This window comes from Nostoc sp., from assembly GCF_036919595.1.
GTDB lineage: Bacteria > Cyanobacteriota > Cyanobacteriia > Cyanobacteriales > Nostocaceae > Nostoc.
The window spans coordinates 1-13,820 of the sequence record NZ_JBALCO010000113.1; the positions used below are offsets into that span (position 1 = coordinate 1).

Annotated in this window: 11 protein-coding genes; 5 read left to right on the forward strand and 6 right to left on the reverse strand. The window is 42.6% G+C overall.

Annotated features, from left to right (window positions below; translation table 11 throughout):
• Positions 1-138: 138 nt before the first annotated feature.
• A complete protein-coding gene (locus V7K21_RS17270) occupies positions 139-1,338 on the forward strand; it encodes an FAD-dependent monooxygenase (RefSeq protein ID WP_335176258.1) in 1,200 nt (399 codons plus the stop codon).
• Between the two features lie 14 nt (positions 1,339-1,352).
• On the opposite strand, the gene V7K21_RS17275 is transcribed toward V7K21_RS17270, so the two are convergent.
• From V7K21_RS17275 to V7K21_RS17295, 5 genes are all read right to left on the reverse strand, one after another.
• On the reverse strand, positions 1,353-2,273 hold the full coding sequence (locus V7K21_RS17275) for an alpha/beta fold hydrolase (RefSeq protein WP_335176260.1): 921 nt from the start codon (positions 2,271-2,273) through the stop codon (positions 1,353-1,355).
• A 139-nt stretch (positions 2,274-2,412) separates the two neighbouring features.
• On the reverse strand, positions 2,413-3,753 hold the full coding sequence (gene clpX, locus V7K21_RS17280) for an ATP-dependent protease ATP-binding subunit ClpX (protein ID WP_298911523.1): 1,341 nt from the start codon (positions 3,751-3,753) through the stop codon (positions 2,413-2,415).
• A 9-nt stretch (positions 3,754-3,762) separates the two neighbouring features.
• Positions 3,763-4,461 (reverse strand): ATP-dependent Clp endopeptidase proteolytic subunit ClpP, encoded by a 699-nt coding sequence (clpP, locus tag V7K21_RS17285; RefSeq protein ID WP_334796988.1) that lies wholly within the window; start codon positions 4,459-4,461, stop codon positions 3,763-3,765.
• Positions 4,462-4,797: 336 nt separating this feature from the next.
• The gene (gene tig, locus V7K21_RS17290; RefSeq protein ID WP_335176262.1) at positions 4,798-6,234 is read right to left on the reverse strand and encodes a trigger factor; all 1,437 of its coding nucleotides are present in this window, start codon (positions 6,232-6,234) and stop codon (positions 4,798-4,800) included.
• 71 nt (positions 6,235-6,305) lie between these two features.
• Positions 6,306-6,464, reverse strand: a complete 159-nt coding sequence (locus V7K21_RS17295) for a hypothetical protein (protein WP_335176264.1) — start codon at positions 6,462-6,464, stop codon at positions 6,306-6,308.
• 632 nt (positions 6,465-7,096) lie between these two features.
• On the opposite strand from V7K21_RS17295, the gene V7K21_RS17300 reads away from it, so the two are divergent.
• The 3 genes from V7K21_RS17300 (at position 7,097) to V7K21_RS17310 (ending at position 11,162) form a co-directional block, all read left to right on the forward strand.
• Positions 7,097-8,140, forward strand: coding sequence for an aspartate-semialdehyde dehydrogenase (locus V7K21_RS17300; RefSeq protein ID WP_335176266.1), 1,044 nt, complete (start codon positions 7,097-7,099; stop codon positions 8,138-8,140).
• A 132-nt stretch (positions 8,141-8,272) separates the two neighbouring features.
• Positions 8,273-9,157, forward strand: a complete 885-nt coding sequence (gene dapA / locus V7K21_RS17305; protein ID WP_335176268.1) for a 4-hydroxy-tetrahydrodipicolinate synthase — start codon at positions 8,273-8,275, stop codon at positions 9,155-9,157.
• Positions 9,158-9,389: 232 nt separating this feature from the next.
• On the forward strand, positions 9,390-11,162 hold the full coding sequence (locus tag V7K21_RS17310; protein WP_335176270.1) for a ribonuclease J: 1,773 nt from the start codon (positions 9,390-9,392) through the stop codon (positions 11,160-11,162).
• A 409-nt stretch (positions 11,163-11,571) separates the two neighbouring features.
• Here V7K21_RS17310 and V7K21_RS17315 read toward each other — a convergent pair whose 3' ends face one another.
• Positions 11,572-12,768, reverse strand: a complete 1,197-nt coding sequence (locus V7K21_RS17315) for an anion transporter (protein ID WP_335176272.1) — start codon at positions 12,766-12,768, stop codon at positions 11,572-11,574.
• A gap of 527 nt (positions 12,769-13,295) precedes the next feature.
• Between V7K21_RS17315 and V7K21_RS17320 the strand changes: the two genes are divergently transcribed.
• A complete protein-coding gene (locus tag V7K21_RS17320; RefSeq protein ID WP_334721355.1) occupies positions 13,296-13,673 on the forward strand; it encodes a Mo-dependent nitrogenase C-terminal domain-containing protein in 378 nt (125 codons plus the stop codon).
• The last annotated feature ends 147 nt before the right edge of the window (positions 13,674-13,820 follow it).

Here is a 13,820-nt window from a genome sequence, read left to right on the forward strand (position 1 = left end):
TGGTCTTAATCTCCTCGAAGTTATTACTGATGCTTTAGAAGGTAATGTCTCTGTTTTCCTTTCCTCTATTACTACTAGCTAGGCAGTTACGATAATTCGACCAACATCTTTGAGAGCAACTAATACACGAGGGATGAGATGGTGCAGATTGTGATTGTGGGCGCAGGTCCTACAGGTGTAACACTTGCCCTGCTCCTTGTAAAACGTGGTATTGCTGTAACGTTAATTGAAGCAGCAAAAGACTTTCATCGTGTTTTTCGCGGCGAAGGATTAATGCCTAGTGGCTTAGATGCACTAGAGCAAATGGGTTTATCGACGTTGTTGGAGCATATTCCCCATCGACAACTCGACGCATGGGAATTCATTCTGGGGGATAAACAGTTGTTTCGAGTTGATGAACCAATGGGAGCAACCCGACCCTGTACACTGGTTTCACAACCACCGTTACTCAATGCACTGATTTCGGAAGCTCAAACCAATGATGGGTTTGAATTTATCCAGGGTATTCCAGTCAAAGATTTACGCTGGAGTAATCAACGTGTCGCAGGTGTAGTACTAAGTAATGGGAGAGAACTAACTGCTGACTTAGTGATTGGGGCAGATGGTCGAAATTCTCTTGTGCGACAACGTATAGGATTGGAATTGGTACGCCAGCCCAAAAATATTGATATTCTCTGGTTTAAGCTTGCCGCCAGTCCTGAGTTTGCAGCCGATAATGTATTTCGTACTATTGTAAATGGCGATCGCGTATTTACCATCTTTCACGGAGCAGAGTCAGGAAAACTGCATCTGGCTTGGGTGATGTCCGCAACCGAAAACACTGACTCCAAGCAAGCCAACTGGGCAGAGATTTTTGCCTCACTATCACCCTCATGGCTAGCAGAGCATTTCCGTAATCATGCAGAAACCATCGAATCTCCCATTCGGCTCTCTGTTGTGGTTGGTTATTGTCCCCAATGGCACGCAGCAGGGGTATTGCTTCTAGGTGACGCTGCACACCCAATGTCCCCTGTGCGTGCCCAAGGAATTAATCTCGCATTGCGTGATGTGATTGTTGCTGCTAATCACCTTGTGCCGTTGTTGCACAGAGAAGCCGGACACCAGGATATTGACATGGCACTATCGTACATCCAAGCGGAACGTGAGCCAGAAATTATCCGCGCCCAGCAACTCCAGTTAGAGGAAGCTAAACAAGGCGAACTACTGCGAAAAAATGCACTGCTGCGTTCGCTGTTGATTCAACTGGCTCCCTTACTCCGTAAAATAATTAAAAAGTCTTGGTTAAAGCGACAATATAAAATGCGTCAAGGTATCACACAGGTACACTTAACTGTCTAAAAAACCGTCATCAGTTATCCGACTTGTGGTTGTGGGATGTTAATTTGCAAAAACTCTTGTACCAGTTGCAAATAAGTTGGCGCATCCTCTAACATTGGGAAATGCGCTGTGTTAGAAATCATCACAAATTCCACTTTGTCACTCAGTGCGGCTGCTTTACGCCCCATCTCGGCTGGAATAATTTTGTCATACTCCCCAGCCACGAGCAGAGTCGGCACTGTCAGCTTGGCAAACTCAATCGGCATCACTTCAGATTGAGCCTTACTAACGGAAGTAAAAATTGTTCCTAAAGCCGCATCGTAATCTGCTTCGAGAAAATCTTCCAAAAAAGCTTGACGCTCAGAATGTGGTATTGAACTATGCAGAAATCTGGCCATAAACATCTGGTCAACAAATGGAATTTTGCTTAACCACTTGGGACGGAATTTCACTACATAGCCACCGAATTTATGAAAGGCACTAAAAGATTTTTCGTCGTACTCAAAAACGCCACTACAAGTTAAAATTCCTCGTTCTACTCGTTGGGGGTAGCGGTTAAAAAATAAAGTAGCAACAGACGCGCCCATTGAGTGAGCATTGATATAAACACGCTGAAGATGCAACCCATCTAACAAAGCTGCCAAATCATCAGCGTATTCCTCTAATTCATAGGTTAACTCTCTAATTGCCTCTGATTCTTCCTGAGGGGACTCAGACTCGGCAATAGCTTCACTTGCTTCAGCTATGGTTGGCTTCCCACCAGAACGACCAAATCCCCGCATATCGTAGAGTAAACAATCAAATTGCTCTGATAAAACATTGGCGGTACTTTGCCAATACCTAGCCGAACCAGCCCAACCGTGCATGAAAACCATCACTGGTTTTACCAAAGAACCAGATGGTTTTTTCACCCATTCGTAGTAATGCTCAACGCCACGAATATTAATATAAGGCATTTTTGAGAGTTAGAAGTTAAGAGTTAGGAGTTAGGAGTTTTTAATTTTGAATTCGGAGTTTTGAGTTAATTACTCATTCTCCACTCTTGACTCCTAACTTTACGGGCTAAACCATAGCTTATCAGCTAACAGCATTGATTTACGCTGATTCTGGTTTCGGTAGTGAAGATGGATGTATTATGAGTTCGGCAGTTGATCGCTTCTCGACCATCTCCCGTGTTACTGTGCAACGAGTTACATCCTTACGCGACGGTAATTCGTACATTACATCCAGCATCAGTTCTTCGACAATGCCCCGTAGCGCTCTAGCACCAGTTTTACGGCGGTAGGCTTCTTGAGCGATCGCTCGCAAAGCATCTGGTTTAAAATCTAACTGGACATTATCCATCTTCAGCAGCTTTTGGTACTGCTTCACTAAGGCGCTGCGTGGTTGGGTGAGAATCGCCATCAGCGCTTCTTCATCTAGCGGATCTACTACTGCTACCATTGGCACGCGCCCAATAAATTCTGGAATCATGCCAAATTTTACTAAATCATCCGGTGCTAGATTGCGAAGAGTATCTGCTGCCCGTTTTTCCTTAGATTGGCCTTCTCCCGGTTGCACAAAGCCGATTGCTTTTTTGCCAACTCTCTGATCTACAACTTTTTCCAAACCTACGAAGGCACCACCACAGACGAACAAAATATTACTTGTATCAATCTGGATGCAGTCTTGATAGGGATGCTTACGCCCTCCTTGGGGTGGTACGTTGGCGATCGTTCCCTCTAACATTTTCAGCAAGGCTTGCTGTACGCCTTCGCCAGAAACATCGCGGGTAATTGACGGGTTCTCGCTCTTGCGAGCAATTTTGTCAATTTCGTCAATGTAAATAATTCCCCGCTGCGCTTCCTCTATATCCAAATCTGCCACCTGCAACAGTCGCAGCAAGATATTTTCTACATCTTCTCCTACATACCCCGCTTCCGTCAGTGTCGTAGCATCGGCGACGGCAAACGGTACATCCAGGATTTTCGCTAGGGTTTGCGCTAAGAGAGTTTTGCCGCAACCAGTCGGGCCGATTAACAAAATGTTGGACTTTTGCAGTTCTACAGCATCATCCGCCCCAGGTTTACCACTAGCTTTAGACTGAATAACCGCCAGTCGCTTGTAGTGATTGTAAACGGCTACTGACAGCACTTTCTTGGCTTCGTCTTGACCAATAACGTGTTCGTCTAGATACTTTTTAATCTCTCTTGGCTTGGGTATTTGATTAAACGAAATACTAGAAGATCGGGTACGGCGTTTTTGAGGTGGTTCTGCTCTTGGTGCTGGTTGTGCTGCCGCACCATTTGTATCGAGTAACTCCTCGTCTAGTATTTCATTACACAAGTCAACGCATTCATCGCAGATGTAGACTCCCGGCCCCGCGATTAATTTACGCACCTGCTCTTGAGACTTGCCACAAAATGAACATTTCAAATGGGAGTCGTACTTAGACATACCAGCCTCTTATTTCAGAATGGTGACGTTTTCCCCTGCTACGGGAAGATTTTGCCTGGAAATGACCTGATCAATCAAACCGTAGTTCTTCGCTTCTTCTGCTGACATAAAAAAGTCGCGTTCTGTATCTGCTTCAAGTCTTTCTAGGGGTTGACCAGTATGGTGAGCCATTAACTGATTCAACTTAGCCTTAACGTAAAGAATTTCTCTGGCTTGAATTTCAATGTCAATGGCTTGACCTTGAGCGCCACCAAGTGGTTGGTGAATCATAATCCGGGAGTCGGGCAGAGACATTCGCTTCCCAGCAGCTCCTGCTGTCAATAAAAACGCCCCCATGCTCGCAGCTAATCCAAAACAGATGGTAACAACATCAGGGCGAATTTGCTGTATTGTATCATAGATTGCCATCCCTGCGTAGACCGAGCCACCAGGAGAATTAACATACAGTTGGATATCCTTTTCTGAGTCTTCGGCGTCTAAGAATAATAACTGAGCCACAATCGAGTTGGCAACAGCATCATCTATTGGCGTTCCCAAAAAGATAATCCGCTCTCGCAGCAGGCGGGAGTAGATGTCGAAAGCCCTTTCTCCCATCCCAGACTGTTCTACCACCATCGGCACAATGTTGCTAGGGCTGCTCAACTGGGAGTTAATGTTTATTCGACTTAAGTTGCTGATGGGGGAATTTCCCGATTGCGATCCAAGCATACAATCAAATTTGACGATAATTTAGGACAAATGTTTCCGCAGCATGTGCTGCCTTTTCGACGAATGAAATTTTTATCAGCTACGTGTTAACCATTATGCCTCATATAATTTCTTCTCGTGTAACACAGTATCAAGCTCAGGCGATAACATGTGTCACTATTTGCCGAAAATTCATTAATTCTTTAATTATTCTGACTTGATCACTGAGTTTTGAGGAGCCAAGAGTTAAGAGGCAGTGGTATTTCATCTCCTCCTGCTCCCTCATCTCCCTTACCTTACCCATTTCACCAGTACTTTAACTCAGAACTGGTGAACTCATGGTTATGGAATTTTTTATTATCCTTCTGTGACTTCTGTAGAATCGCTGCTTTCTTCCTCTGTCTGAGGTGCATCAGCATCAGCATCTAATTCTGCGGCTTCGGTTTCCTCTGTGGGACTCAAGGAGCCTTCGGGTACAAGTTCAACTGAGGAGTGTTCTAAGAGCCAATCGATGATTTTTTCGGTTAATAGTTCATTTTGCACGATTGAGCGCAGTTTATCTTCATCAACCTCTTGTTCCTCCGGGTACTGTTCCAAAAGTTCTGTGACTCTAGATGCAATTTCTTCTGGTGTTACCTCGATAGATTCGCGTTTACCGATTTCTCGCAAAGACAAGGAGCGTTTGATGCGTTCAATTGCCTCAGTGCGCGATCGCTCCCGCAATTGAACAATAATATCTTGAGTAAACAACTTCTTCACATCTAATCCCTGCTGAGACAGGCGGATTGCTGTTTGCGTTAGCATTGCATCCACTTCTTGCTCAATCAACGTTGCTGGTAAGTCAACTTCTACGTGCTTGAGCAGTTCCGTTAACAAGGCTTCCTGCTTATTTGTTTCTGTTTTGTCGTCCGCCTCTTTTTGATATTGCTCTACCAAGGAAGCACGTAATTCCTCTAAGGTTTCAAAATCACTGATTTCCTGGGCTAAGTCGTCATTTAATTCTGGTAGCTCTTTTTCCTTCAGTTCTTTGAGCGTTACTGTGAAAGTTGCCGCTTTTCCAGCTAAATCTTCATTAGCATATGGATCTGGGAACTGCGCCGCAATTTCTTTGGTTTCTTCAGGATTCATCCCCACTATTCCAGAAATAAAACCTGGAATAAACTTATCTTCTTGCAATTCAACTTGAAAATCAGTTGCTTCAGCTCCGGGAATCACTTCTGGTTCGGCTGTTTCGTCTTCCCCCTCAGCTTTGGAGAATACACCTTTAAAATCGACTACGGCAATATCGCCGATTTGGGCTGCACGTCCTTCCACAGGAATTAATGTAGCCAATTCTTCACGTTCCTTGTTGAGGCTATTGTCTACTTGTTCTGGATCGTACTTGACTTCTTCAGCTTGGAAAAGCAAATCAGTGTACTGCACTAGATTCACTTCTGGTTCTACATCGACAGCAGCCGAAATCGTCAGGGGTTTTCCTGGTTCATAATTCTTAATCAAATCCTCAAAGGAGGAGCGCAATTGTGGCTGACCTATTGCTGGGATAGCTTCTTGTTTGACTGCTTGCTCAATGCCATCTTGAATTAGTTCTTCCAGCGCTGCTACCTTGATTCGAGTTGTACCCAACCGTTGTAGCAATATCGGTCGAGGCACTTTGCCTTTACGAAACCCAGGAATATTGGCAGTACTCGCTAAGTTTTTAATCACCTGTTCGTAAGTTTGCTTGGTAATTTCCGGCGTAATCTCTATTTCCAGACCAATTTGGCTGGCGGGGAGTCTTTCCTGGGTAACTTTCATGCTTCGTCTCTAGTTTGCTGATATTTTAAACTCGGAGTACACACAAGACGCAATAAAATAATTGTTTGCGTTTATGGCTTGATGTCTCTTAGGGGTGTGGGATGTTGCCACAAGGCTTTATGACATCCAACGATGGATATTTGTCCTGGGGCAAAGATCCAGTTTACTGCCAATGACCAAGGACTTGACATTTTACCTTCATAACAATTAGTTAATCGGGCATTGGACATTGGAAAACTCTTCTCCAGTACCCAGTCCCTAGTCCCCAGTTTCCAGTTACTCTGAACTTAGGAATATAATTATTTAGCGGACTAACGCTGTGATATCCTGGTTCTGAGCGAGTGGTTAGTACTCCCAAGTTCAAGTTATAGTATTGAGTCTAGATATTATTAAGTTGTAGTACGAGAGCGCATCTGTTATCTAGCTGTATAGCTCAGTTTCATGCTGTGCTGATTTTATACATTTAGATGTTAGTATGTTCATCCTCTTGATAAGCAACTTTGCAACCAAGACATTTGTTACCATTATTGGTGGGATGCCTATTAAACGTCTAAGTGCAGATATCTCCATTTTTCTGCTAAATGGCAGTTTGTTGTATAATAATATATAGTTTAAATAAAAATAGTTTAAATAAATGTAAAGATTAAATAGTCATTGTTGTAAAATGCAACATCACTTAACTTATTAAATATCAAAGAAAATAAATGCATTAGGTCTATAAAGATAGACTAAATTAGAGAGAAATATAAATCTATTCAAAATGTATTTCAAGATTGATTACGCTCACAATTTAAATAATTTAAGTAAATTTTCAATTGTTCCAAGAAATTGCAAATAAACCTCATTAAAGGAGGAAGTGAGTTTGTCTAAATCCTATCGTTTAGCTATTTTGGGAGCAACTGGTGCTGTTGGCACAGAGTTGCTGGAATTATTAGAAAGCCGTAATTTTCCGATTGCTGACTTGAAGTTATTGGCATCAGAGCGGAGTGTTGGGCGATCGCTGCGGTTTAAAGGGGAAAATATACCAGTAGAGCAAGTTCGCGATCGCGCCTTTGAAAATGTGGATATAGTACTGGCTAGTGCAGGTGGTTCCACATCAAAAACTTGGGCAGCAATTGCTATTGAAAAGGGCGCAGTGGTAATTGATAACTCCAGTGCCTTTCGGATGAACCCGGAAGTTCCCTTAGTAGTACCAGAGGTGAATCCACTAGCAGCAGCTAATCACCAAGGCATTATTGCCAACCCCAACTGCACAACAATTTTAATGACTTTGGCAGTATGGCCATTGCATAAAGTTAAACCAGTGCAACGCATCGTAGCCTCAACCTACCAATCAGCTAGTGGTGCTGGTGCTCGAGCAATGGTAGAAGTCAAAACCCAAACAAGCGCTATACTACAAGGACAGCCACCAGTTGCTGAGGTATTGCCTTACCCACTGGCATTTAATTTATTTCCCCATAACTCACCATTAAACGATTTGGGTTACTGTGAGGAAGAGATGAAAATGGTCAACGAAACCCGAAAAATATTTGGTACGCAGCAAATTAGAATCACTGCAACCTGTATACGGGTTCCCGTACTTCGCGCCCATTCAGAAGCCATTAATTTAGAATTTGAGACTCCCTTTAGTGCAGAGGAAGCCAGAGAAATTTTAAATTGCTCCCCTGGAGTGAAATTGGTAGAAGATTGGGAAGCTAATCATTTTCCGATGCCAATTGAAGCAACTGGTCGAGATGAAATTTTAGTGGGAAGAATTCGTCAGGATATTTCTCATCCGTGTGGCTTGGAATTATGGTTGTGTGGCGACCAAATCCGCAAAGGTGCAGCATTAAATGCAGTACAAATCGCCGAATTGTTGGTAGAAAAAAATCTACTAAAACCTTCTAAGGCTTACGTTTCAAGCTAGTTATTAGTAAAAATAAAAACTAATGATAAAGAGCAAATGTAGGAATCAGTGTTGAAAGCAATATGTAAATAAGTTATTACAATAGAAAACCACCAAGATACAAAAACATGGGTAATCAGGAGTGAAAACAGGGTGGGAGATTTTGGCAATGTTTTAACCGCTATGATTACGCCGTTTAAAGCAGACGGTAGTGTAAATTATGATGTAGCGGCAGAACTGGCAGCACATCTAGCTAACAACGGTACAGATACATTGGTAATGTGTGGCACAACAGGAGAATCTCCTACTCTAAGTTGGGATGAGGAATACCAGTTGTTTGTCGAGGTGTTGCAGTCCGTGGCAGGAAAAGCCAAGGTGATCGCAGGTTGTGGTTCAAATTCCACCAAAGAAGCGATCGCTGCTACCCAAAAAGCGTCTAAAATAGGAGTGCATGGTTCCTTACAAGTTGTTCCTTATTACAACAAACCGCCACAAGCGGGATTGGAAGCGCACTTTCAGGCAATAGCACAAGCCTGTCCCGATCTACCATTGTTGTTATACAATGTTCCAGGTCGTACTGGACAAAACCTTCAGCCAGAAACAGTTGCCCGGTTAGCTAAGGTTAACAATATTGTCGGGATTAAAGAATCCACTGGTAGCATAGATCAGGCAAGCGAAATTCGTCGCTTGACACCAAAAGAATTCCACATCTACTCTGGTGATGATTACATGACTTTGCCCTTGTTAGCGATCGGGGCAAAGGGTGTGGTAAGTGTGGCATCTCATCTGGTAGGAAACCAACTACAGCAGATGATCCAAGCTTTTAGTGTCGGTAAAATAGAGGTAGCCAGCGAAATTCATCTCCAACTCTTTCCGTTGTTTAAAGCTCTATTTCTCACTTCAAATCCCATTCCAGTGAAAAAAGCACTAAAACTTCAAGGTTGGGAGGTTGGTTCAACTCGTCCCCCGCTATGTGAACCTGACTTAGAAGTAAGTCAAAAGTTAGAAGCGGTTCTGAAAGAACTTAGTTTAATCTAGCGACCATTTGGTTAAGCGGTGTAATCTGCTGCTTTCTAAAGATAGATATAAACAATGATCATAATTGTTCATAAGTTGCAATTTAAATCCATTTTATTGAATAAGAAATTGAAGATTTCAATTAAAACTTGATTGCTTTGGGACTAACTTAAGAGACAAATGATGTTGTCTTAAATACAAGGAAACTTAACTATCAACTTAATTAACCACAAGTAACAATAAGAAAGAGAAAATGGCTAAAAACGAAGCTAATAATTCCGCCTTGAAAATTATTCCTTTGGGCGGTCTGCATGAAATTGGGAAAAATACCTGTCTTTTTGAGTACGACGATGAAATTGTCCTGTTAGATGCAGGATTGGCTTTTCCTACTGAGGCGATGCATGGAGTAAATATTGTTTTGCCGGATACGACCTATCTGCGGGAAAATCGCCACAAAATTAAAGGGATGATCGTTACTCATGGTCATGAAGACCATATTGGCGGGATTGCTTTTCATCTTAAGCAATTTGATATCCCCGTGATTTATGGCCCCAGACTAGCAATGGCAATGCTAGAGGGTAAATTAGAAGAAGCAGGAGTGCGCGATCGCACAGAAATTAGAACAGTCATACCACGTGATGTGGTGCGGATTGGCAAAAACTTTTTAGTGGAATATATCCGTAACACCCACTCCATCGCTGATAGTTTCACTGTTGCCATTCATACTCCTCTCGGTGTAGTTATTCACACAGGGGATTTTAAAATTGACCATACTCCAGTAGATGGTGAAAAGTTTGATTTACAGAGGCTAGCAGAACATGGTGAAAAAGGCGTTCTTTGCTTGCTAAGTGATTCCACTAATTCGGAAGTGCCAGGATTTACACCTTCTGAACGTTCAGTTTATCCCAATCTGGACAGAGTATTTAGTCAAGCTACTGGGCGATTGTTCGTTACTACCTTTGCTTCCAGTGTGCATCGGATCAACATGATTTTGGATATCGCAAAGAAGCAAAACCGTGTAGTGACGATTGTGGGGCGTTCGATGCTGAACTTGATTGCTCATGCCCGCAATTTAGGTTACATCAAGTGTGACGATAATCTGCTGCAACCATTGCACGCAGTCCGCAATCTACCTGATGAGAGAGTACTAATTTTAACTACAGGCTCTCAGGGTGAATTAATGGCAGCAATGACCCGGATTGCCAACAAAGAACATCCTCACATTAAAATCCGCCAAGGAGATACGGTAGTATTCTCTGCTAACCCAATTCCCGGAAATACGATCGCAGTAGTCAACACCATCGATAAATTGATGATTCAGGGTGCAAAAGTGGTCTATGGACGGGATAAAGGGATTCACGTCTCCGGTCACGGTTGTCAGGAAGAGCAAAAGCTGATGATTGCCTTAACTCGACCCAAATTCTTTGTGCCATTTCACGGCGAACATCGGATGCTAGTGAAGCACGCAGAAACGGCTCAAAGTATGGGCATTCTCGCAGAAAACACGATCATTATCCAGAATGGTGATATTGTCGAACTGACTGAAGATGCCATTCGCGTCGCTGGGAAAGTGCCATCTGGTATCGAATTGGTGGATACTACTAGTTCGGGTATGGTAAGTGCCAAAGTTTTACAAGAACGGCAACGCATGGCTTCAGAAGGCATTATTACGATCGCAGCTGCCATTGATTGGAATGGTAAACTGTTGGCAAAACCAGAAATTCACTTACGGGGTGTAGTGACAAGTGTAGAGCGCTCACTGCTACAAACTTGGGTAAAACAACGGATTGAAGAAATCCTCACTGTGCGCTGGTCTGAATTTGCTGCTGGGGAAGGTGAAGCAGCAGATATAGATTGGGGTGGATTGCAAGGTACTTTAGAGCGAGAATTGCAACGTTCCATCCGCCGCGAACTGCAATGTCAGCCATCTGTGACTTTGTTGATGCAAATCCCTGATGAGCCACCCGTGAAAGTTGCTGATGGCAGAAGACGACGCACTCGGACTGCAGCTCAAGTAGCATCTTAATAATAACTTCACGCAAAGGTGCAAGGACGCAAAGTTTTTTGAGCGTCTTTGCACTTTTTTACCTAATTCCTGAGAAAAAATCAATTAGGCTTAACCAAATTTTCTGTTCAGCTACCACTACCAGTGATATTATAAAATTTTAACTAGAGTATAAAGCAGTACAAGAAATAGAATTATGCTTAATTATGATAATAAAGATGCAGAAACTCTATTTATACGCAGTGAAGCATTAAACTGGCGTAATCCTTAGTATTTCAACATATAAGCTTAAAATACCAAAGCCTTTGGTTAAAATATCAGAGGCTTTAGTATTAGTTTTTGGCTTTGACGTAAGTAAAGTTTGGAACAAGTTTGTGTTACACCCAGTTAGTGCATCATAGTCATTGTGTGTTCCCAAGAGCGATCGCCCTCAATTAACCCAGAGGTATACTATAACTAAAGTACACACTGTTAATGGCGCTCCAAACTTTAGATGTTCCCAAAAAGTTAGCTTGTAGCCTAAATCAGCAGCAGCTTCTACAACTATCAAGTTAGCGACTGAATCAAACAAAGTCAAATTACCAGCTAACGTTGATCCGGCTGCCAATAATAGCCAATACTTAGTGTCACCTGGAGGAACCAGGGGATGCAGCAGAAGTACAGCCGGAACATTAGAAATCAAGTTAGATAAAATAACAGTTACACTCAAAAAACTCGCAGCAGAGTTGATTGCATGGGTAAATGGCTGGATTAAATTCAACTTTTGCGTGACTCGCGTCAAAATAAACAATCCAGAAAACATTACCAGCAGGTTCCAATCGACCTTTTGCAAAATGCGCTGAGGTTTAATCCGCCGAGTGATTAGCAACAAGCTAGCAGCAACTAAAGCAGACTCCCCTAACGGTAAGCCGACAGTAAATGCAATTAGCAGCCCAATTGTGATGACTAATGTTTTTTTAAATAAAGGTTTAAAAATCCGTTGGTTGCCAACTATTATCTGTTCACAAGGTTTGACTGAGCGCACATCTGGATAAAGTAGCCACAGTAATCCTACTTGAATTACCAAGCCTATTAGGGCAACTGGGGCCAATACATCCAAAAAATCTAGATAGGAAATGCCTGAAAAGGAGCCAATCAGGATATTTTGAGGATTACCGCTCAAAGTTGCTACTGAGCCTATATTAGTTGCACCTGCGATCGCTAGTAAATAAGGAATCGGATTTAAGCCCAAAGCTAGAGTCAGGCTCAAGGTTAAGGGTGTAAAAATCAACGCCAAAGTGTCATTGAGAAAAAAGGCGGAGAGAATACCACTACTAAAAGTTAAAGCAATTAACAAACCTAGAGGACTGCGAGTGATACTCAATATAATTGAGATTGCTCGTCTAAAAAACCCTGCAAAGGATAGGTTGGCATTAACTACCATCATGCTCAAGAGAAATACGATGGTATTGGCATCAATGGCCTGCCATGCCTCCTGTAAATTCAGAACACCTAAAGCAATTAAAAAGGCAGAACCGACTAAAGCAATGGTGGCACGGTTCATGCGTAAACCAGGAATGTAGCCCAATGCTAATCCCAGATAAGTTAGCCCTAAGACGCTATAGATTGCAAATTGAAGAAGAATCACTTTCTTTACCGAGACTTTGCCACGACCGATGTTTCATGACTAGCCGCTCTGCATCTACTGAGAAAGCCAACCCACCTGGCTTTAAGCCGCAGCCGCGTCTACAGACTTCTCTTTACTTCTACGGCATTCAGCCAGCAATGAACAGGACGCTCTGACGTGGGGAAGTGAGAATACGTAAACGAAAGACACCTATTAGGGTATTAGCAATATTTATACTTAGCAAAAATACTTGCGGAAAGACCTTATATTAAGTTCTGTAAATGTTACACTAAAACCTATCCAATGACGGATGTCTTTATTAAAATTTAAACTGTATCAAGTTATGAACAAGATCGTCAGATTACACTACCGATCCCCAGAAAATTGCGATTAACTTGACGTAGTAATAAATTAGGTTCTGACTTAAGTGGCTAATCAGGTATTACATTATATCGCAGTCAGAACGCGATTTTTCCGGTAAAGTTCGTTGCCACGTTGTATATATTCATCAAAAAGATGAACAGCCTCAATAACACAGGGGATTAACCATGAAGGTATCTGATAATACCACAAAAAAGATTTTTCTGGCAAGCTGGGTATCAATCAATCAAGCAGAGACTAGTGACCATAAAGTAACCCAGCTAGACCGTTCAGTTTCCAAATCTTACTGGAATATTCTCCAACCCCTACGGCAGCGTGTAGATAGCATTCAAGTCCGCGATCGCCAATTAGCTCACCGCTTGTGTAAACTGATTCCATCTCAGTGTCCATTTGAGCGAGATGTGAAATTATTTGGGAAAACCCTGTTTCACATTCCGCCGATGTGCAAGCTCAACCCCTTATATGAAGAAGTGGTTGGTTTACGTTTCCGAGCAATGTGCTATCTAGCGGACGAATGCGGCGAAGATGTGTCGCAGTACTGCTGAATGCTGGGGGAAAAGTGAGGAGTGAGGAGTGATGAGTGAGGAATTAAAACTTATAACGTAACTGCCTAGCTAGTAGTAATAGAGGAAAGGAAAACAGAGACATTACCTTCTAAAGCATCAGTAATAACTTCGAGGAGATTAAGACCA